Below are 19,935 nucleotides of genomic sequence, written 5' to 3' on the forward strand. Positions count from 1 at the left end.
ATCAAGCCACGGACTCTAGCCGCCGCTGCGGCCATCCCGCAATGACGGAAGCAGCAGTTCCGCGATCTGGACCGCGTTCACGGCGGCGCCCTTGCGGATGTTGTCCGCCACCACCCAGAGGTTGAGGCCGCGCGGGTGCGACAGGTCCTCGCGGATGCGGCCGACGTAGACCGGGTCGCGCCCGGAGGCGTGCGTCACCGGCGTCGGGTAGCCGCCGCCGGCGCGCTCGTCCACGACCTCGACCCCGGCGGCCGCGCGCAGCAGTTCGCGCGCCCGCTCCGCGCTGAGCTTGTCCCGGGTCTCGATCGAGACCGCCTCGGAATGGCCGTAGAACACCGGCACCCGCACCACCGTGGCGTTCACCGCGATCGCTTCGTCGCCGAGGATCCGGCGCGTCTCCCACACCAGCTTCATCTCCTCGGTGGTGTAGCCGTTGTCGAGGAAGTCGCCGCCGTGCGGGATCACGTTGAACGCGATCTGCACCGGATAGACCTCGGCATCGGCCGGCTGGAAGTTGAGCAGTGCGGCGGTCTGCCGGCCCAGCTCCTCGAGCGCGCGGCGGCCGGTGCCGGAGACCGACTGGTAGGTGGCGACGTTGATCCGCTCGATGCCCGCGGCGCGGTGCAGCGGCGCCAGCGCGACCAGCATCTGCATGGTCGAGCAGTTCGGGTTGGCGACGATGCCCTTCGGCCGCTGTTCCAGCGCCTCCGGATTGACCTCGGCCACCACCAGCGGCACGTCCGGATCGCGGCGAAAGGCCGAGGAGTTGTCGACCACCACCGCGCCGGCGGCGGCGAATTTCGGCGCGAATTCCTTCGACACATCGGCGCCGGCGGAGAACAGCGCGATGTCCACGCCGGCCGGGTCGAAGCCGGCCAGCTCCTGCACCAGTACCTCGTCGTCGCCGAACGCGACCAGGTCGCCGGCCGAGCGCGCGCTCGCCAGCGCCACCACCTCCGCCGGGAAGCGGCGTTCCGCCAGCACCGCCAGCATCGCCTCGCCCACCGCGCCGGTGGCGCCGACCACCGCGACCTTCAACTTCCTGCCCATGATCCTCCGAACCTCGATCCTGTAGGAGCGGCGCTGGCGCCGCGATTCCTTACCCGGGAATCCGCGGGGCCACTTCGCCCACGTCCCCGCACTGCGCCCGGTGGCGCAGCGCCTGGTCCATCAGCACCAGCGCCAGCATCGCCTCGCAGATGGGAGTCGCGCGCACGCCGACGCAAGGGTCGTGGCGCCCGGTCGTTACCACCTCGACCTCGTTGCCGCGCACGTCCACGCCGCGCGCCGGCAGGCGCAGGCTGGAGGTCGGCTTGAACGCCACCGACACCACCACCTGCTGCCCGCTGGAGATGCCGCCGAGGATGCCGCCGGCGTGGTTGCTGAGGAAGCCCTGCGCGCTCGCTTCGTCGCGGTGCAGGCTGCCGCGCTGCATGACGCTGGCGAAGCCGTCGCCGATCTCGACGCCCTTGGCGGCGTTGATGGACATCATCGCGGCGGCGATCTCGGCGTCGAGCTTGCCGTACACCGGTTCGCCCCAGCCCGGGGGCACGCCGCTGGCGATCACGCTGATCCGCGCCCCGACCGAATCGCCGGACTTGCGCAGCGCGTCCATGAACGACTCGAGTTCGGGCACCTGCTCCGCATCCGGCCAGAAGAACGGGTTGCGCTCGACCGAGGCCCAGTCGCACTCGCGCGGCACCAGGGTGCCGATCTGCGCGAGGTAGCCGCGTACCAGCACGCCGTGGCGCAGCGACAGCCACTTCTTGGCGATGACGCCGGCCGCCACCCGCATGGTGGTCTCGCGCGCCGAGGCGCGGCCGCCGCCGCGCGGGTCGCGGAGGCCGTACTTCTGCCAGTAGGTGTAGTCGGCGTGGCCGGGGCGGAAGCGGTCGGCGATGCCGTCGTAGTCCTTGCTGCGGGCGTCGGTGTTGCGCACCAGCAGTGCGATCGGGGTCCCGGTGGTGCGGCCCTCGTACACGCCGGACAGGATCTCGACCGCGTCCTGCTCGCGCCGCTGCGAAGTGTGCCGCGAGCGGCCGGTCGCGCGCCGTTGCAGGTCGCGCTCGAAGTCTTCCGGCGCCAGTTCCAGCCCCGGCGGGCAGCCATCCACCACGCAGCCGATCGCGGGCCCGTGGGATTCGCCGAAGGTGGTGACGCGCAGCAGTCGTCCGAAGGTGTTGGACAAAGCGTTCGGCCCCGCCTCAGAACAGGCTCGCCGCGGCGCCGGGCGCGCCGGCGCCGCGCTCGCGCGCGTCGGCCAGCGCCGCGATGCGGTCGTTGTGGGCGACCAGGTCGTGGCGTTCGGCCACGAACACGCCCATCTGCCCGACCTTGAACTCGACCCAGGCCAGCGGCAGTTCCGGCAGCAGCCGCACCAGCGCCTGCTCGGCTTCGCCGACCTCGCACACCAGCAGGCCGTCGTCGGTCAGGTGCAGCGGCGCGTCGCGCAGGATGCGCAGCGCCAGGTCGAGGCCGTCGGGGCCGGCGCGCAGGCCGAGCTCGGGCTCGTGCGCGTACTCGGGCGGCAGCGCGTCGGTCTCGTCGTCGGTGACGTAGGGCGGGTTGCTCACGATCAGGTCGTAGTGCTCGCCGCGCAGCCCCGCGAACAGGTCCGACTGCAGCAGGCGCAGGTTGTCCACCCGCAACCGTTCCTGGTTCTCGCGCGCCAGCGACAGGGCGTCCTCCGACAGGTCGACGCCGTCCACGTGCCAGTCCGGGTTGTAGTGCGCCATCGCGATCGCGATGCAGCCCGAGCCAGTGCACAGGTCGAGCGCGCGCCGCACCTCGCGCCCGCCGAGCCAGGGCTCGAAGCCGGACTCGATCAGTTCGGCGATCGGCGAGCGCGGCACCAGCGCGCGCGGATCGCTCTTGAACGACAGCCCGGCGAACCAGGCTTCGCCGGTCAGGTAGGCCGCGGGTACGCGCTCCTCGATGCGGCGCAGGAACAGCGCCAGCACGTCCTCCTTCTCGGCCAGCGTCAGCCGCGCGTTGCCGTAGGCCGGCGGCAGGTCGTGCGGCAGGTGCAAGGCATGCAGCACCAGCTGCGTGGCCTCGTCCAGGGCGTTGTCGAAACTGTGGCCGTAGGTCAGCCCTGCCGCGTTGAAGCGGCTGGCGCCGTAGCGGATCAGGTCGATGATGGTGCGGAGCTCGTCGGTCATGGGCCCGGCCGCGGCGGCGCCCTCGCGGGCGCAGGATCGCGAATTATAGCGGTGGCGCGGCTATCATGGCCGAAGTTCAAGCATCGCATGAAGAAGACCCCACCATGTTCAACCGCACCACGATGGCCGTGCTGGTCGCCGCCCTCGCAGCAGGACTGGGCCTGTGGGCCGCCAATGCCTGGTTCGGCGAGCGCCCCGCCCCGGGTCCGCAGCTGCAGGCACTGAAGCTGTTCGAGGCCCCGCGCGAACTGCCTGCCTTCAGCCTGCGCCAGGCCGACGGCACCCCGCTCGTGCCCGGCGAGCTCCGCGGCCACTGGACCATCGTGTTCCTCGGCTTCACCCATTGCCCGGACATCTGCCCGACGACGCTGGCGCAGCTCGCACAGGCGCAGCGGCAGTGGGACGCGCTGCCCGACTCCACCCGCCCGCGGGTGCTGTTCGTCTCCGTCGACCCGGAGCGCGACAGCCCCGACCGCATCGGCGAGTACGCGCACGCGTTCCACCGCGACACCCTCGCCGCGACCGCCGACATCCCGGCGCTCGAGGACTTCGCGCGATCGCTGTCGCTGGTGTTCATGAAGGTACCGGCCCCGGAAGGCGCGCCGCCCGACCAGTACAGCGTCGATCACTCCGCTGCGATGGCGGTGCTCGACCCGCAGGGACGCATGGCCGGGGTGCTGCAGCCGCCGCTCGATCCCCGGGCGATCGCCGCCGACCTCGCCACGCTGACCACGACCCGCTGACTGGCATGGATGCGCTGACCGCCCTGACCCATGCGTTGCCGCACCGGGTGCTGTCCTCGCTGGCGCGGCGGCTCGCCTATTCGCGCCATCCGCGCGTGCGCCGCTGGCTGATCGACACCGTGGTGCGGCGCTTCGGGGTGGACCTCGAGGAAGCGGCCGAATCCGATCCGGCCGCCTACGACAGCTTCAATGCCTTCTTCACCCGCGCGTTGCGCGCTGGGGCACGCGCGCCCGACCCGGATCCGCGCGCGCTGCTGATGCCGGCCGACGGACGCATCAGCCAGTGCGGCGCGATCGAGGACGGGCGCATCTTCCAGGCCAAGGGGCGGTCGTTCACCGCCGCCGAGCTGCTCGGCGACGAGACGGCGGCGCGTCCGTTCGACGGCGGTGTCTTCGCCACCGTGTACCTGTCGCCGAAGGACTACCACCGCGTGCACATGCCGTGGGACGGGACGCTGCTGGAGACCGTGCACATCCCGGGGCGGCTGTTCTCGGTGGGTCCGGCGGCGGTGCGCGCGGTGCCGCGGCTGTTCGCGCGCAACGAGCGCCTGGTGTGCCACTTCGACACGGACTTCGGGCCGATGGCCGTCGTCATGGTCGGCGCGCTGCTGGTGTCGGGGGTGGAGACTGTGTGGAGCGGGATCGAGATCCCGCAGTACGGGAAGTCGGTGGTGGTGAAGGACTACCGGGGTGCCGGGATCGCGCTCGCGCGCTTTGCGGAGATGGCGCGCTTCAACTACGGGTCGACGGTGATCGTGCTGCTGCCACCCGGGGTCGCCGAGCTCGCGCCGGGTCTCGGTGCCGAGAGCCCGGTCCGCCTCGGCCAGCGCCTCGCCACCCTCCTGTAGGAGCGGCGCTCGCGCCGCGACCCCGGGTTACTTGGCCTGGACGATCGCGGCTTCGGCGTCGCTCTGGACGAGGCGCTGCGCGAGCGCGGCGCGGGGGCCCTGGACGCAGTAGCGGTCGTACAGGCGGGCGATGCGGGTGGTGGCGTTGAGCCGGGTGCCGGTGGGCAGCCAGCTGTCCGCCTCGTAACGCGGGTTGAGGTTGCGCAGCGTGCGCATGTAGCCGTCGCGGGTGCCGGCGTTGCCCAGGCAGATGGTCAGTTCGTAGATCGTCGCCGGCTTGCGCAGGGCGAGTTGCGCCGGGCGGGTGTACACGCGGTCGAAGTCCAGGCCGTACTCCTTCGGGTGCAGGTACAGCCACGCCGCCGCGATCACCATCGGCACGTAGTCCCGGGTCTCGGCCGGGAACTGGCGGTAGACGTCGGCATGCCAGAAACCGCGGCCGCCGCTGGACTGGTAGACACGGCGGGCGCGGCCCTCGCCGCCGTTGTAGCCGGCCAGCGCGAGCTCGATGCTGCCGCCGAGCTCGGCCATCCGCTCGAGCAGGTAGGCGGCGCTGGCCTCGGCCGCGGCGCCCGGGTCGTAGCGGGTGTCGAATCCGGTGGCGTCGAGGCCGAGGCCGAAGCGCTTGCCGGTGGCGTGCATGAACTGCATCGGGCCGGCGGCGCCGGCGCGCGAACGGGCGTGGACCTTGCCGTTGGATTCCTTGGCGATGATCCCGAACAGCAGGGCCTCGGGAAGCCCGGCGCGTTCGAAGTGCGGCGCCATGTCCGCGCGCAGGTGCTGGTAGTTGACGTAGCTGTCGAGCAGCTGCGGGCGCATGTCCGTCAGCCAGCGGCGGATGCCGGCCTGGACCGCGGGATTGAATTCGACCATTTCGGCGAAGCGGTGCTGGGCCGGGTCGTAGAGGCTGCCTTCGCCCGCGTTCGCTCCGGCCGGCACCGCCGCGCCCGCCGCATGGGCGGATGCGGGAACCTCGTCCGCGCCGCCCGGGAACAGTTCGTCGGCACCGGACTTCAGCAGGCGTTTGTACGTGGCCAGCAGCGTGGTGGTCTCGCAACCGCGCTGCGCCGCGCACGCGAGCACCGCGTCCTCCATGTCCTCGAGCGCGGCGTCGGCCGCCTCCTGGCCGTCGGGGTCGGCGTTGCCGATGTCCACCAGCGCCTCGCGGTACGCCGATTCGGCCGCGGCCATGCGCGCGTTGATGGCGTCCACCGCCTGCTGGTCGCGGCGCGACAGCGCGGACGCGCCGAAGGCCATGGTGAGGGCTGCGACGAGGGCGATGGCGGGGCCGATCCGGCCGGCGGAATGCTGGGTCATCGGGGCACTGGTCAACGTGGGGTGAAGGCAGGGTAGACGGCGTGCGACGACGCCTCAAGCCGGAATGGGACGCCCGTCGGCCCGACCCTGCGTACGACGCCTTCCGTAGAATCCGGGGGCATCCGGGATTCAGGATGGTCAAGAGGCATGCAGATGGATTCGATCCTCGTCGGCAAGGGCGACAGCGGCCGCCAGGTACGCCTGCTCGCGCGCTACGGCAATCGCCACGGGCTGGTGGCCGGGGCCACCGGCACCGGCAAGACGGTGACGCTGATGACCCTGGCCGAGGGCTTCTCGCGCATAGGCGTGCCCGTGTTCATGGCCGACGCCAAGGGCGACGTCGCCGGCCTTTCGGTGCCCGGCGAGACCGGAGACAAGCTGCGCGCGCGGATCGAAGAGATCGGGATCGACGGCTACGCCAGCGAAGGCAGCCCGGTGATCCTCTGGGACCTGTACGGGCAGACCGGCCACCCGGTGCGCACCACGGTGAGCGAGGTCGGCCCGCTGTTGCTGGCGCGCATGCTCGAGCTCAACGACACCCAGTCGGGGGTGCTCGACATCGCCTTCGAGCTGGCCGACGACCGCGGCCTGCTGTTGCTCGACCTCGAGGACCTGCGCGCGCTGCTGGCGCTGCTCGCAGCGGAGCGCAAGGCGGTGTCGGCCGCGTACGGCCTCGTCTCCGCCCAGTCCATCGCCGCGATCCAGCGCGCGCTGCTGCGGCTGGAACAGCAGGGCGGCGACGGCTTCTTCGGCGAGCCGGCGCTGGAGCTGCACGACCTCATGCGCACCACTCCCGACGGCCGCGGCGTGGTCGGCATCCTCGATGCCCGCTCGCTCATCCTGAAACCGCGCCTGTATTCCTCGTTCCTGCTGTGGTTGCTGTCGGAGCTGTTCGAGACCCTGCCCGAGGTCGGCGACCTCGACCGGCCGAAGCTGGTGTTCGTGTTCGACGAAGCGCACCTGCTGTTCGACGACATCCCGCCGTCGCTGCGCCAGCGCATCGAGCAGGTGGTGCGGCTGGTGCGCTCCAAGGGCGTGGGCGTGTACTTCTGCTCGCAGTTCCCGGACGACGTGCCGGACGAGATCCTCGGCCAGCTCGGCAACCGCGTGCAGCACGCGCTGCGCGCCTACACCCCGCGCGACCAGAAGGCGGTCCGGACCGCGGCCGAGACCTTCGTCCCCAACCCGGGGCTGGACGTGGCCGAGGCGATCGGACAGCTCGGCGTCGGCGAGGCGCTGGTGTCCACGCTGCAGGACACGCCCGACGGAAGACGCGGCATCCCGATGCCGGTCGAACGCACGCTGGTGGCGCCGCCGCGCTGCCGCATGGGGCCGATCACCGACGCCGAACGCGCGCGCGTGCGCGCCGGCAGCCCGGTCGCCGGCAAGTACGACACGCCGGTGGACCGCGAGTCGGCGGCCGAGATGCTGGCGCGCAAGGCCGAAGCCGCCGCGAAAACCGCCGGGGCGCCGCCCGCCACCACCGGCACGCCCGGCGCGGCGGACGACGGCGACGGCCTCGGCGCGCGCATCGGCGACTGGCTGTGGGGCACCAAGCGCCGCCAGGGCGCGGTGGAATCCATGACCAAGCAGGTGGCGCGCACCATCGGCAGCCAGATCGGGCGCCGCATCGTGCGAGGCCTCCTCGGCGGCCTCGGCGGCCGTTGAGCGGGGCGCGGCGATGGGACGCTGGCGGCCCGCGCAGGGCCAGGGCACCGCGCTGGTCACCCCGGAGGGCCACGCCCGCCTGAAGGCGGAGCTGGACGACCTGTGGCGCGTGCAGCGCCCGGAGGTGGTGCGCGCACTCGCCGCCGCTGCGGCCGAGGGCGACCGCTCGGAGAACGCGGAGTACACCTATCGCAAGAAGCAGCTCGGCGGCATCGATCGCCGGGTTCGCTACCTGTCGAAGCGCCTGCAGGTGCTGAAGGTCGTCGACACCGTACCGGCCGATCGCGACGCGGTGTTCTTCGGCGCCACCGTGGAGCTGGAACGGGTGGACGACGGCACCATCGCCCGCTACCGCATCGTCGGGCCCGACGAGACCGACGCGAAGCTGGGCCACATCAGCATCGACTCGCCGCTCGCGCGCGCGATGCTGAAGAAGCGGGTGGACGACGAGTTCGAGGCCGAACTTCCGGGCGGAACCGTCCGTTACGCGATCGTCGCGGTGGAGTACGCCACTTCGCCGTAGAGGTCGTGTTCGTCGCTGCCGAGGATCTCGACGTCCACGAACTGGCCGGGCCGCAGGCCCGCCTCGCGGCCGTCCTGCACCTGGACCACGCCGTCGATCTCCGGCGCGTCCGCCATCGAGCGCGCGAACGCCAGCTCGCCGTCGATCGCGTCCACCAGGCAGCGCTGCACGGTGCCGACCTTCGCCTCCAGCCGTTCCGCGCTGATCGCCGCCTGCCGCTGCATGAAGCGCGCCAGCCGTTCCTGCTTCACTTCCTCCGGCACGGGATCGGGCAGCGCGTTGGCGCTGGCGCCCTCCACCGGCGAGTAGGCGAACGCGCCGACCCGGTCGAGCTGGGCGACGTCGAGGAACTCCAGCAGTTCCTCGAACTCGGCCTCGGTCTCGCCGGGGAAGCCGACGATGAAGGTCGATCGGATCGTCAGTTGCGGGCAGGCCGCGCGCCAGGCCTGGATCCGCTCCAGGGTGCGCTCGACCGCGCCCGGCCGCTTCATCAGCCTGAGGATACGCGGGCTCGCGTGCTGGAACGGAATGTCGAGGTACGGCAGCAGCTTGCCCTCGGCCATCAGCGGGATGATCCCGTCCACGTGCGGATACGGATAGACGTAGTGCAGCCGCGTCCACGCGCCGAGCTGCGACAGGCCCTCGCACAACGCCTTCATGCGCGTCTCGTAGCGGGTGCCGCGCCACTCGCGCGGCGCGTACTTCAGGTCCACGCCGTAGGCGCTGGTGTCCTGCGACACCACCAGGAGTTCCTTGACGCCGCCGGCGACCAGGCGCTCGGCCTCGCGCAGGACCTCGTCCACCGGTCGCGAGGCGAGGTCGCCGCGCATGGACGGGATGATGCAGAAGCTGCAACGGTGGTTGCAGCCTTCGGAAATCTTCAGGTAGGCGTAGTGCTTCGGAGTGAGCTTGAGGCCATAGTCCGGGAGCAGGTCGACGAAGGGGTCGTGCCTCGGCGGCACCGCCGCGTGCACGGCCTGCATGACGCTGCCGTAGTCCTGCGGGCCGCTGATCGAGAGCACGCCCGGGTGCGCCTGCCGGATCACCTCCTCGCGCTTGCCGAGGCAGCCGGTGACGATCACCTTGCCGTTCTCGGCCATCGCCTCGCCGATCGCGTCCAGCGACTCGGCCACCGCCGAGTCGATGAAGCCGCAGGTGTTGACCACCACTACGTCCGCGGCCTCGTAGCTGGGCACCAGTTCGTAGCCTTCGACCCGCAACTGGGTGAGGATGCGCTCGGAGTCCACCAGCGCCTTGGGGCAGCCGAGGCTGACGAATCCGACTTTGGGGGTGGCGGGCATCGCGAAGAGTCTGCTGGCGGCGAGGCGGCCGCGTATTGTAGCGATGGCTGGAACGGCGGCCTGAACATGTCAATCTAGGCAGGCCAGTCTGAATCCGGAGGGCAGATGGGACGCGACATCGCACTGGACACCCCGTCGGGCAAGGTCGGCGCGTGGCGCGCCGACCCGCTGGGGGCCCCGCGCGGCGGGATCGTGGTCGTGCAGGAAATCTTCGGCGTGAACGCGTACGTCCGCGCGGTCGCCGACCGCTACGCCGCGGAAGGCTACGTCGCCCTCGCCCCGGCGTTCTTCGACCTGGTCGAGCGCGGGGTCGAGCTCGGCTACGACCAGGCCCAGTTCGCGCGCGGCCGCGAGCTCGCGCAGGCGGTCGGGCTGGAGCGCGCCGCGGGCGTCGCCGGCGCGGCCGCGCGGCTGTTGCAGGAGCAGGGACTGAAGGCCGGGATCGTCGGCTTCTGCTGGGGCGGCACCGTCGCCCTGCTCGGCAACACCCGCCACGGCCTGCCGGCCTCCAGCTACTACGGTGCCCGCAACCTGCCCTACCTGGACGAGCCGCTGCGCGCGCCGATCCAGTTCCACTTCGGCGCCACGGACGCGTCGATCCCGCCGGACGCGGTCGAGGCGCATCGCACGAAGCAGCCGGCGGCCGAAGTGTTCGTCTATCCCGGCGCCGGGCACGCATTCGACCGCGACGTCGATCCCTCGCACTACCACGCCGACGCTGCGCGGCTGGCGCACGAGCGCACCATGCAGCTGTTCGCCGTGGCACTGGGCTGAGCATGGGCCGCCACCACGCCACGCCGCCGGCCCGCTACGAACTGCACCCGCAGCTCGCCGCCGACACCCACCCGCTGGCCGCGCTCGAGTTGTGCGAGCTGCGGCTGATGGACGACGCCAACTATCCGTGGCTGGTGCTGGTGCCGCGGGTGCCCGAGGCGCGCGAACTGGTGGACCTCGAGGCCGCGCAGCGGCGCCTGCTCACGGACGAGATCGACCTCGCCTCGCGCCTGCTGCGCGACGTGTTCCGCCCGTTCAAGCTCAACGTCGCCGCGCTCGGCAACCTGGTGCCGCAGCTGCACGTGCACGTGATCGCGCGTTACGAGGACGATCCGGCCTGGCCGGCGCCGGTGTGGGGCCGGGTGGCGGCGCGGCCGTATTCGCCGGAAGCGCTGGTGGAGCGGGTGCGGGTGCTGCGCGAAGGACTCAGGTGCGGGGGAGCGTGACGCCGCGCTGGCCCTGGTACTTGCCGCCGCGGTCCTTGTACGAGGTCTCGCAGACGTCGTCGGGGGCGGCCTGGAAGAACAGCATCTGCGCCACGCCCTCGTTGGCGTAGATGCGCGCCGGCAGCGGGGTGGTGTTGGAGAACTCCAGGGTGACGTGCCCTTCCCACTCCGGTTCCAGGGGGGTCACGTTGACGATGATCCCGCAGCGCGCGTAGGTGCTCTTGCCCAGGCACACCACCAGGGTGTCGCGCGGGATGCGGAAGTACTCCACGGTGCGCGCGAGCGCGAACGAGTTCGGCGGGATGATGCAGACGTCCGACTCGATGTCCACGAAGCTGGCGGGATCGAAGGCCTTCGGGTCGACGATGGTGGAGTTGATGTTGGTGAACACCTTGAACTCGCGCGAGCAGCGCACGTCGTAGCCGTAGCTCGAGGTGCCGTAGCTGACGATGCGCTCGCCCTGCCCGTCCTTGCCGGCGAACTTCACCTGCCCCGGCTCGAACGGCTCGATCATGCCGTGGCCTTCCGCCATCCGCCGGATCCAGCGGTCGCTCTTGATGCTCATGCGCTCCTGCCCATGTAGCGCCCCGTGGCGCGAAAGGGAGGGATTGTAGGGCCCTTCACGCCAGCGAGGCGGCGATCGGCGTCGGCGCGCGCGGGCGCTTGTCCAGTTCCGCGACCACGTTGCGGGCCAGCGCGCGGTAGGCATCGGCGGCGCTCGAGCCGGGCGCGGCCGCCACCAGCGGCACGCCGGCGTCGCCCTGCTCGCGGATCGCCAGCTCCAGCGGCAGCGAGCCGAGCAGCGGCACCCCGTACTGCGCGGCCATGCGCTCGCCGCCGCCGCTGCCGAACACATGCTCGGCGTGCCCGCACTGGCTGCACACGTGCACCGCCATGTTTTCCACCAGGCCCAACACCTGGATCCGGACCTTCTCGAACATCTTCAGCGCCTTGCGCGCGTCCATGGTCGCCACTTCCTGCGGGGTCGTGACCACGAGGGCGCCGGCGACCGGGATCTTCTGCGCCAGGGTGAGCTGGATGTCGCCGGTCCCCGGCGGCAGGTCCACCACCAGGTAGTCCAGGCCCTCCTCGCCGCCCCACAGCGTCTGGCTCAACAGCTGGGTCAGCGCCTGGGTGGCCATGGGTCCGCGCCAGATCATCGGCGTGTCGTGCTCGACCAGCAGGCCGATGGACATCGCCTCCAGCCCGTGGGCGCGCATCGGCACGATCGACTTTCCGTCGGGGCTCTCCGGCTTGCCGGACAGGCCGAGCATGGTCGGGATGCTGGGCCCGTAGACGTCGGCGTCGAGCACCCCGACCCGGGCGCCGTCGGCGGCCAGCGCCAGCGCGAGGTTCACCGCGGTGGTGGACTTGCCGACCCCGCCCTTGCCGGAACCCACGGCGAGGATGTTGCGGATGCGGGGATTCGGGGACAGGGGGGGCTGAACCGTATGGGGATGAATGCGCGTCGTCACGTCGAGAGTGTGGCTTTTCCGTTAAGGCAGTGTTAGGTTCGCGTGACGCTCGAAGAAAGCGTTTACACACCAAAACTGTAACTGCTTGATCAAAAAGGGGTTTGTCCGATGAGAACACGTACGACCGGCTTCAAGCGCAGCCGCCTCAGCGCAGCATTGCTGGCCGCGCTGCTCGTGCCTGCCGCCACCAGCGTGCTGGCACAGGATACTGCTGCCGACCAGCAGGATCCCAACGCGCAGGCGCAGGAACAGGAAGAGGCGACCACCACCGACTCCAGTGCGCAGACCCTCAACAAGGTCGTCGTGACCGGTTCGCGCATCAAGCGCGCGGAGATCGAAGGCCCCGCCCCGGTGACCATCATCACCGCCGAGGAGCTCGAACAGCAGGGCTTCAGCACCGTCTACGACGCGCTTAACACCCTGACCCAGTTCACCGGTTCGGTGCAGAACGAGCTGACCCAGAACGGCTTCACCCCGAACGCCAGCTTCCTCAACCTGCGCGGCCTCGGCCCGGGCTACCAGCTGGTGCTGATCAACGGCCGCCGCGCCGCCGACTACCCGCTGCCCTACAACAGCCAGTCGAACGCGGTGAACCTCAACGCGATCCCGGCCGCGGCGATCGAGCGCATCGAGATCCTGTCCACCGGCGCCTCGTCCATCTACGGTTCGGACGCGGTCGCGGGCGTGGTCAACATCATCATGCGCACCAACTACGAAGGCGACCTGATCACCGCGCGCGTGGGCACCACCACCCGCGGCGGCGGCGACACCGAGCGCCTGCAGTGGGTCGGCGGCAAGGTCGGCGACAAGTGGAGCCTGACCTACGCGTTCGAGTGGCTGAAGCGCGACGTGATCTACGCCTCGCAGCGTGACTTCATGGACTCCTACCGCGACGACCCGTCGGTGGATCCGGCCGACGCCACCGCCGTCGGCGGCGTGCAGATGCGCGACTCGTTCACCAATGCCTACATCTGGCCGGCCGCGGGTGGCGTGGAAGAGATCTGCGGCCGCTTCGTGGAGTTCGAGACCTTCGCCTTCAACAGCGCCACGCCGAACCGCTGCTACTACTACGGCTACCCGGCGACGCAGGCGATCCGCAACGCCGACAAGAACATCTCGGGCTACGGCTACTTCACCTACGACTTCAACAACAACCTGCAGGGCTTCGCCCAGGCCAGCGTGACCGAGGCCGACGCGATCCTCTCCGGCTCGACGCAGTTCTGGCAGAGCGGCCACGTCTACGTGCCGGAGCTGGGCACGATCGTGAACACCCAGCGAATCTTCACCCCGGCCGAGGTCGGCGGCGTCGGCGCGCAGTCGTCGAACTACTCCGAGCGGGCGATCGACCTCGTCGCCGGCCTGCGCGGCACCATGTTCGACTACCGCTTCGACTGGGACGCGACCGTCTCGCACGGCCGCTACGAGCTCAACGTCGACCGCCCGCGCTTCCTGGCCAACAAGGTCTCGGAGTACTTCCTGGGCGAGCAGATCGGCATGGACCCGTTCTTCGGGGCCTACCCGGCCTACAACTTCGACCTCGACCGCTTCTTCAACCCGATCGACCCGGCGACCTTCGCCAGCCTCAACACGATCGTGAAGACCGCGGCCGAGTCGCAGGTCACCCAGGGCACCTTCAGCATCAGCGGCGACCTGATGGAGCTGCCGGCCGGCCCGCTGGGCATGGCGGCGGTGGTCGAACTGGCCAACCAGAAGTACGAGCTGATCTCCGACCCGCGCATCCGTCCGGACTACGACGGCCCGGAGCCGATCTACAACCTGACCGGCACCGGCGGCGCCGGCGAGCGTGACCGCTACGCGCTGGGCCTGGAGTTCAGCATCCCGGTGGTGGACACCCTGAAGGCCAACGTGTCCGGCCGCTACGACGCCTACGACGACGTGACCAACGTGGACGGCGCCGTCACCTGGGGCGTTGGCCTCGAATGGCGCCCGGTGGACAGCCTGCTGCTCCGCGGCAGCCACTCCACCAGCTTCCGCGCCCCGGACATGCACTACGTGTTCGCGGAAGAGTCCGGCTTCTTCCAGACCGTGTTCGACGAGTACCGTTGCCGTCGCGACGGCGGCGATCCCACGGCCGCCTCGGACGAGCCGAACAACTGCGTGAACAACGAGTACCAGTACTCGGTGTTCGGCGTGCGTTCGGGCAGCCACGAGCTCGAGGAAGAGACCGGCAAGTCGAGCACCATCGGCTTCGTCTGGGACATCATGGACAACATGTCCATGAGCATCGACTGGTACAGCATCAAGCTCGAGGGCGCGGTGCGCGACATCAGCACCGGCTACCTGCTGCGCAACGAAGCCGACTGCCGCCTGGGCGTGACCCGCGACGGCGCGGCCGTGGACACCAACTCGGAAGCGTGCGCCTACTTCCTGAGCCTGGTGGACCGCGACCCGCTGAACGACGTCGCCGACGAGGAGATCGACCAGTTCCGTTCGGTGCCGTTCAACCAGGCCATGCAGAAGACCTCGGGCCTGGACGCCAGCTGGCGCTACAGCCTCGACACCGACCGCATGGGCGACTTCAACTTCCAGCTGGGCTGGACCCACGTGCTGAAGCTGGAGCAGCAGGAGTTCCCGGGCAGCGACATCGTCAACACCCGCGACCACCTGCAGTACTTCAACTTCCGCAGCCGCGTGAACTGGTCGGTGGGCTGGGACCGCAACGACTGGAGCGCCCAGCTGTACGGCTACCGTTGGGGCTCGCTGCCGAACTGGGCGGAGACCGGCCGCATCGCTCCGTACATCATCTGGAACGCCAACGTCCAGAAGCAGTTCGGCGAGAAGTTCCGCCTGGGCCTGTTCGTGAACAACGTCTTCGACAAGCTGCACCCCGAGGACGACACGTTCAACAGCTACCCGTTCTTCTGGCGCGCCTTCAGCCCGGTGGGCCGCGAGGTGTTCCTGCAGGCGGAGTACAAGCTCAACTAAGCTGAACCGCTCATTCCAGAGCATTGGAGCCCGGCGCGAGCCGGGCTCTTTTTTTGCCCGGGGCGGCGCCTACCGGACCCGGATTGTCATAAACTCGGGCGGGTTACGGGTATTCAAGGGCGCCTGGCGCCGGGGGAGGAACGTGGTTTCGAGCATTCGTGTCATGGCACTGGCAGCCGCGCTGCTGCTGCCTCTGGGGACGGTCGCGGCGCAGCAGCCGTCGATCGAGGACTTCGTCAAGCACCCGACCTACAGCGGTGCCAAGATCTCGCCGACCGGCGAATACCTCGCGATCACCGTGGACCGCGGCGACCAGGACGTGCTCACCGTCCTGCGCACCAGCGACCTCCAGATCATGAAGATCAACCAGTTGCCGGACAAGAAGAGCGTCGGCAGCTTCTACTGGGTCAGCCCCGACCGGCTGCTGTTCAACGCGGTGAAGAAGCTCGGCGGCTACCGCGCGCCGTTCAGCACCGGCGAGTGGTACGCGGTCAACGCCGACGGCAGCCAGCCGCGCCCGATCATCTATTACGGCACCCGCGATGCCACCCAGCGCGGCAAGACCGTGGGCATGCAGCGCTTCAACCTGCTCGACACGCTGAAGGGCGAGGACCGCGACGTGATCATGGTCGCCTACTCCCCGCGTTCGTCCGAGGGCTCCGGCACCGAGGTCGTGCGCGTGGACACCGTGTCCGGCCGCCGCGTCTCGCTCGGCAGCGCGCCGACGGAGAACTGCTCGATGGTGCTGGGCAAGGACAAGACGCCGCGCTTCGCGATCTGCGCCTCCAGCCGGGACGAGGAAGGCAACTACGACGAGCGCACCGAGCTGTACCGCCTCGATGGCAGCAAGTGGACCCTGGTGAGCGCGTCCAAGGACGACGGCAAGTACCTGAGCGTCACCCGCGTCACCGAGGACGGCACCGTCTACGCGATGCAGAGCGACGGCAAGGCGCCCGGCGCGATCGGCACCCTGGACGTGGAGACCGGCGAGTTCCACCCGCTGTACCAGGACGAGGTGGCCGAGATCCAGGACATGATCTGGTCCGCGGACGAGCAGACCCTGCTCGGCGTGGTCACCGCGGCCGGCGCGCCCGAAGTCACCCTGCTCGACAACGAGCACCCGGACGCCCAGCTGTACGCGTCGCTGGCGGCCTCGTTCCCGGGCCAGATGGTGGACTTCTCCAGCCATACCACCGACGGCAGCCTGATCGTGGTCTCGGTCTACAGCGACACCAACCCGGGCGAGCTGTACCTGTACAACCGCGACACCGGCAAGGCGCGCTTCCTGATGCAGGGCCGGCGCTGGCTCGACAAGGAGCAGATGGCGACGACCACGCCGTTCTCGTTCACCTCGCGCGACGGCAAGCAGGTGTACGGCTACCTGACCATCCCGCGCGGTTCGGACGGCACGAACCTGCCGATGATCGTCAACCCGCACGGCGGCCCGATCGGTCCGCGCGACAACTGGGGCTTCAACAGCGAGGCGCAGCTGCTCGCCAGCCGCGGCTACGCCGTGCTCCAGGTCAACTTCCGCGGCTCCGGCGGCTACGGCAAGGCCTGGCAGGACGCGGGCCACATGCAGTGGGCCGACGGCATCCAGAACGACATCATCGATGCCACCAAATGGGCGATCGACCAGGGCCATGCCGACAAGGACCGCATCTGCATCTACGGCGGCAGCTTCGGCGGCTACTCAGCGCTGATGGCACCGATCCGCGCGCCGGGGCTGTACCAGTGCGCGTTCGGCTACGTCGGCGTCTACGACGTGCCGATGCTGTTCGAGCGCGGGGACATCCCGCGCAGCGAATCCGGCAAGCGCTACCTGCGCCGCACCCACGGCACCGACCAGGCCAAGTGGGCGGAGTGGTCCCCGGCGAAGCGCGCCGACGAGGTGCGCATCCCGGTGTACCTGGCTGCCGGCGCCCGCGACGAGCGCGCGGTCCCCGAGCAGACCGAACTGATGGCCAAGGCCCTGGCCGAGGCGGGCAACCCGCCGGAGGGCGTGATCATCCAGTCCGGCGAGATGCACGGCTTCTACGACGAGAAGAACAACCTCAACCTGTACACCGAAATGCTGAAGTTCTTCGACCGGCACATCGGCGCCGGCGCGAAACAGCCCCCGGTGGCGGACGCCACCACCCCCTGACCTCCCGAGGTACGGACATGAAGAACACGCTCATCGCAATCGCCGCAACCGCCGTGCTGGCGCTGTCCTCTGCCAGCGCCTGGGCCTCCGACGGCCCGGTCGGCCGCTGGAAGACCATCGACGACGAGACCGGCAAGGTGAAGTCGATCGTCGAGATCACCCAGGCGGCCGACGGCACCCTGCAGGGCAAGGTCGTCGAGATCCTGCAGTCCGATCGCGGCCCCAACCCGACTTGCGACAAGTGCAAGGGCGCCAACAAGGGCAAGCCGGTCAAGGGCATGACCATCCTGTGGGGCCTGCGCGCCGACGGCGACGAATGGACCGGCGGCACCGTGCTCGACCCGGCCAAGGGCAAGACCTACAAGGCCAAGGTCGAGATGCTGGACGCCAACCGCCTGGGCATGTCCGGCTGCATCGCGTTCTTCTGCCGCCAACAGGTGTGGGAACGCGAGTAAGGCCGCTCCCCGCCCGCGACACCGCGAAGGCCCGGCCGCAAGCCGGGCCTTTCGCTTGGTGCCTGCCCTTTCCCCTAATGCGATAATCGCAGGCCGCCCGCACCACCACCGCCATGCCCGCCGACGCGCTCGTCACCAACGCCCTCCCCTATGCCAACGGCCCGCTGCACCTGGGCCACCTGGTGGGCTACATCCAGGCCGACATCTGGGTCCGGGCACGGCGCATGGCCGGAGGCATCGTGCACTACGTGTGCGCGGACGACACCCACGGCACCCCGATCATGCTCGCCGCCGAGAAGGCCGGGACCACGCCCGAGGCCTTCATCGCCGCCATCCAGGCCTCGCACGAGCGCGACTTCGCCGACTTCGGCGTGGCTTTCGACCACTACGACTCCACCCATTCGCCCGGCAACCGCGAGCTGACGCTCGAGCTGTACCGGCGCCTGGACGAGGCCGGCCACGTCACCCGGCGCTCGGTCGAGCAGCTCTACGACCCCGAGCGCGGCATGTTCCTGCCGGACCGCTACGTCAAGGGCACCTGCCCCAACTGCGGCACCCCGGACCAGTACGGCGACAACTGCGAGCAGTGCGGCGCGACCTATGCGCCGACCGAACTGAAGGACCCCCGTTCGGTGGTCAGCGGCGCTACGCCGGTGCTGCGCGAGTCCGAGCACTTCTTCTTCGAACTCGGGCACTTCGAGACCTTCCTGCGCGAGTGGCTGGCGGGCGACGTCGCCGTGCCCGGGGTCAAGGCCAAGCTGCAGGAGTGGCTCGACGGCGAGGGCGGCCTGCGCGCCTGGGACATCTCCCGCGACGCGCCCTACTTCGGCTTCGAGATCCCGGGGCACCCGGGCAAGTACCTGTACGTGTGGATCGACGCCCCGATCGGCTACCTGTCCTCGTTCAAGGCCTTGTGTGAACGCGCCGGCATCGATTTCGAGGCCTACGTACGGCCGGGCAGCCCCGCCGAGATGCACCACTTCATCGGCAAGGACATCGTCAACTTCCACGGCCTGTTCTGGCCGGCGATGCTGCACGGCGCCGGCCTGCGCGCTCCGACCCGCCTGCACGTGAACGGCTACCTGACCGTGGACGGCGCCAAGATGTCGAAGTCGCGCGGCACCTTCGTGATGGCCCGCACCTACCTCGACTGCGGCCTGCCGCCGGAAGCGCTGCGCTACTACTTCGCGGCCAAGTCCTCGGGCGGCGTGGACGACCTCGACCTCAACCTGTCCGACTTCGTCGCGCGCGTGAACGCGGACGTGGTCGGCAAGTTCGTCAACCTGGCCAGCCGCTGCGCCGGCTTCATCGGCAAGCGCTTCGACGGAAGGCTGGCCGCGGCGCTGCCGGAACCGGCCATGTACGCCCGCTTCGTCGAGGCCCTGGAGCCGATCCGCGCCGCCTACGAGCGCAACGATCCCGCCAGCGTGCTGCGCCAGGCCATGGCGCTGGCCGACGAGGCCAACAAGTACATCGACGAACGCAAGCCTTGGGTGATCGCGAAGCAGGCGGGTAGCGAGGCCGAGCTGCAGGCGGTCTGCACCCAGGGCCTCAACCTGTTCCGCGTGCTGGCCGCGGCGCTGGCGCCGGTGCTGCCGGCGATGGCCTCCGCCATCGAAGCGTTCCTGGGCGCGCCGCTGCGCAGCTGGCAGGACGTGCAGGCGCCGCTGCTCGACCACGCCATCGCCCCGTACCAGCCGCTGTTCACCCGCATCGACCCGAAACAGATCGAAGCCATGACCGAAGCCTCGAAGGACACCATGAAGCAGCCTGGGGAAAAGCTCGCCGCCATGGCGGCTCCCACCGTCTCGATCGACGACTTCGCGAAGCTCGACCTGCGCATCGGCAAGGTGCTCGCATGCGAATTCGTCGAAGGGTCGGACAAGCTGCTGCGCTTCGAACTCGACGCCGGCGACCTCGGCAAGCGCCAGGTCTTCTCCGGGATCCGCGCGAGCTACGCCGATCCGGCCGCGCTGGTCGGCCGCAATGTCGTGTTCATCGCCAACCTCGCGCCGCGCAAGATGCGCTTCGGCCTCAGCGAGGGGATGATCCTGTCGGCCGGCTTCGACGGCGGCGCGCTGCACCTGCTGGACGCGGACGCGGGCGCGGCGCCGGGCATGCCGGTGAAGTGA

General features: G+C 70.0%; 16 protein-coding genes and 1 pseudogene. 10 read left to right on the forward strand and 7 right to left on the reverse strand.

Going from position 1 to position 19,935, the window contains the following annotated elements; all coding sequences use genetic code 11:
* Positions 1–15: 15 nt before the first annotated feature.
* Genes E4F25_RS03835 through prmB form a run of 3 tightly spaced genes read right to left on the reverse strand, consistent with a single transcriptional unit; the run spans position 16 to position 3,161 of the window.
* A complete protein-coding gene (locus tag E4F25_RS03835) occupies positions 16–1,050 on the reverse strand; it encodes an aspartate-semialdehyde dehydrogenase (protein WP_140908903.1) in 1,035 nt (344 codons plus the stop codon).
* Between the two features lie 49 nt (positions 1,051–1,099).
* Complete coding sequence (gene aroC / locus E4F25_RS03840) at positions 1,100–2,188, reverse strand: chorismate synthase (protein WP_140908904.1); 1,089 nt, start codon at positions 2,186–2,188, stop codon at positions 1,100–1,102.
* A gap of 16 nt (positions 2,189–2,204) precedes the next feature.
* The gene (gene prmB, locus E4F25_RS03845; RefSeq protein WP_140908905.1) at positions 2,205–3,161 is read right to left on the reverse strand and encodes a 50S ribosomal protein L3 N(5)-glutamine methyltransferase; all 957 of its coding nucleotides are present in this window, start codon (positions 3,159–3,161) and stop codon (positions 2,205–2,207) included.
* Positions 3,162–3,265: 104 nt separating this feature from the next.
* Here prmB and E4F25_RS03850 point away from each other — a divergent pair, with 104 nt between their 5' ends.
* Both E4F25_RS03850 and asd read left to right on the forward strand, forming a co-directional pair.
* Positions 3,266–3,904 (forward strand): SCO family protein, encoded by a 639-nt coding sequence (locus E4F25_RS03850; RefSeq protein WP_140908906.1) that lies wholly within the window; start codon positions 3,266–3,268, stop codon positions 3,902–3,904.
* 5 nt (positions 3,905–3,909) lie between these two features.
* Entirely contained in the window at positions 3,910–4,752 is an 843-nt protein-coding gene (asd, locus tag E4F25_RS03855) for an archaetidylserine decarboxylase (RefSeq protein WP_140908907.1), read from the forward strand.
* A 33-nt stretch (positions 4,753–4,785) separates the two neighbouring features.
* Here asd and E4F25_RS03860 read toward each other — a convergent pair.
* Positions 4,786–6,069: pseudogene (locus E4F25_RS03860) on the reverse strand (lytic transglycosylase domain-containing protein); the annotation flags it as partial.
* A 153-nt stretch (positions 6,070–6,222) separates the two neighbouring features.
* On the opposite strand from E4F25_RS03860, the gene E4F25_RS03865 reads away from it, so the two are divergent.
* Both E4F25_RS03865 and greB read left to right on the forward strand, forming a co-directional pair.
* Positions 6,223–7,737: a helicase HerA-like domain-containing protein gene (locus E4F25_RS03865; RefSeq protein WP_140908909.1), complete on the forward strand. Its 1,515-nt coding sequence runs from the start codon at positions 6,223–6,225 to the stop codon at positions 7,735–7,737.
* Positions 7,738–7,750: 13 nt separating this feature from the next.
* Positions 7,751–8,260 (forward strand): transcription elongation factor GreB, encoded by a 510-nt coding sequence (gene greB / locus E4F25_RS03870; protein ID WP_140908910.1) that lies wholly within the window; start codon positions 7,751–7,753, stop codon positions 8,258–8,260.
* Here the strand turns inward: greB and rimO are convergent.
* Positions 8,221–9,561: a 30S ribosomal protein S12 methylthiotransferase RimO gene (gene rimO / locus E4F25_RS03875; protein ID WP_140908911.1), complete on the reverse strand. Its 1,341-nt coding sequence runs from the start codon at positions 9,559–9,561 to the stop codon at positions 8,221–8,223. The two genes, greB and rimO, sit on opposite strands and share 40 nt — an antisense overlap.
* 105 nt (positions 9,562–9,666) lie before the next feature.
* On the opposite strand from rimO, the gene E4F25_RS03880 reads away from it, so the two are divergent.
* Entirely contained in the window at positions 9,667–10,335 is a 669-nt protein-coding gene (locus tag E4F25_RS03880; RefSeq protein ID WP_140908912.1) for a dienelactone hydrolase family protein, read from the forward strand.
* A 2-nt stretch (positions 10,336–10,337) separates the two neighbouring features.
* Positions 10,338–10,781: an HIT domain-containing protein gene (locus E4F25_RS03885; RefSeq protein WP_140908913.1), complete on the forward strand. Its 444-nt coding sequence runs from the start codon at positions 10,338–10,340 to the stop codon at positions 10,779–10,781.
* Here E4F25_RS03885 and dcd read toward each other — a convergent pair.
* Together dcd and apbC are read right to left on the reverse strand one after the other, a co-directional pair.
* Complete coding sequence (dcd, locus tag E4F25_RS03890; RefSeq protein ID WP_140908914.1) at positions 10,762–11,346, reverse strand: dCTP deaminase; 585 nt, start codon at positions 11,344–11,346, stop codon at positions 10,762–10,764. The genes E4F25_RS03885 and dcd overlap by 20 nt on opposite strands.
* A 55-nt stretch (positions 11,347–11,401) precedes the next feature.
* A complete protein-coding gene (gene apbC, locus E4F25_RS03895; protein ID WP_140908915.1) occupies positions 11,402–12,256 on the reverse strand; it encodes an iron-sulfur cluster carrier protein ApbC in 855 nt (284 codons plus the stop codon).
* A 108-nt stretch (positions 12,257–12,364) separates the two neighbouring features.
* Here apbC and E4F25_RS03900 point away from each other — a divergent pair, with 108 nt between their 5' ends.
* The 4 genes from E4F25_RS03900 to metG all read left to right on the forward strand — a co-directional run bounded on the left by E4F25_RS03900 (position 12,365) and on the right by metG (position 19,935).
* Positions 12,365–15,202: a TonB-dependent receptor plug domain-containing protein gene (locus tag E4F25_RS03900; protein WP_246069736.1), complete on the forward strand. Its 2,838-nt coding sequence runs from the start codon at positions 12,365–12,367 to the stop codon at positions 15,200–15,202.
* 163 nt (positions 15,203–15,365) lie between these two features.
* Positions 15,366–17,348, forward strand: a complete 1,983-nt coding sequence (locus E4F25_RS03905; protein WP_140908916.1) for an alpha/beta hydrolase family protein — start codon at positions 15,366–15,368, stop codon at positions 17,346–17,348.
* A gap of 17 nt (positions 17,349–17,365) precedes the next feature.
* A complete protein-coding gene (locus E4F25_RS03910; RefSeq protein WP_140908917.1) occupies positions 17,366–17,803 on the forward strand; it encodes a DUF2147 domain-containing protein in 438 nt (145 codons plus the stop codon).
* Between the two features lie 113 nt (positions 17,804–17,916).
* Entirely contained in the window at positions 17,917–19,935 is a 2,019-nt protein-coding gene (metG, locus tag E4F25_RS03915) for a methionine--tRNA ligase (protein ID WP_140908918.1), read from the forward strand.

Origin of the sequence: Cognatiluteimonas lumbrici (genome assembly GCF_006476065.1) — a bacterium.
GTDB lineage: Bacteria > Pseudomonadota > Gammaproteobacteria > Xanthomonadales > Xanthomonadaceae > Cognatiluteimonas > Cognatiluteimonas lumbrici.

What these genes read in the sequence shown, in the direction of transcription:
- E4F25_RS03835 (WP_140908903.1), bottom strand. Translation starts at nt 1,050, where the DNA reads ATGGGCAGGAAGTTGAAGGTCGCGGTGGTCGGCGCCACCGGCGCGGTG.
- prmB (WP_140908905.1), bottom strand. Translation starts at nt 3,161, where the DNA reads ATGACCGACGAGCTCCGCACCATCATCGACCTGATCCGCTACGGCGCC.
- E4F25_RS03850 (WP_140908906.1), top strand. Translation starts at nt 3,266, where the DNA reads ATGTTCAACCGCACCACGATGGCCGTGCTGGTCGCCGCCCTCGCAGCA.
- asd (WP_140908907.1), top strand. Translation starts at nt 3,910, where the DNA reads ATGGATGCGCTGACCGCCCTGACCCATGCGTTGCCGCACCGGGTGCTG.
- E4F25_RS03865 (WP_140908909.1), top strand. Translation starts at nt 6,223, where the DNA reads ATGGATTCGATCCTCGTCGGCAAGGGCGACAGCGGCCGCCAGGTACGC.
- greB (WP_140908910.1), top strand. Translation starts at nt 7,751, where the DNA reads ATGGGACGCTGGCGGCCCGCGCAGGGCCAGGGCACCGCGCTGGTCACC.
- rimO (WP_140908911.1), bottom strand. Translation starts at nt 9,561, where the DNA reads ATGCCCGCCACCCCCAAAGTCGGATTCGTCAGCCTCGGCTGCCCCAAG.
- E4F25_RS03880 (WP_140908912.1), top strand. Translation starts at nt 9,667, where the DNA reads ATGGGACGCGACATCGCACTGGACACCCCGTCGGGCAAGGTCGGCGCG.
- E4F25_RS03885 (WP_140908913.1), top strand. Translation starts at nt 10,338, where the DNA reads ATGGGCCGCCACCACGCCACGCCGCCGGCCCGCTACGAACTGCACCCG.
- dcd (WP_140908914.1), bottom strand. Translation starts at nt 11,346, where the DNA reads ATGAGCATCAAGAGCGACCGCTGGATCCGGCGGATGGCGGAAGGCCAC.
- E4F25_RS03900 (WP_246069736.1), top strand. Translation starts at nt 12,365, where the DNA reads ATGAGAACACGTACGACCGGCTTCAAGCGCAGCCGCCTCAGCGCAGCA.
- E4F25_RS03905 (WP_140908916.1), top strand. Translation starts at nt 15,366, where the DNA reads ATGGCACTGGCAGCCGCGCTGCTGCTGCCTCTGGGGACGGTCGCGGCG.
- E4F25_RS03910 (WP_140908917.1), top strand. Translation starts at nt 17,366, where the DNA reads ATGAAGAACACGCTCATCGCAATCGCCGCAACCGCCGTGCTGGCGCTG.
- metG (WP_140908918.1), top strand. Translation starts at nt 17,917, where the DNA reads ATGCCCGCCGACGCGCTCGTCACCAACGCCCTCCCCTATGCCAACGGC.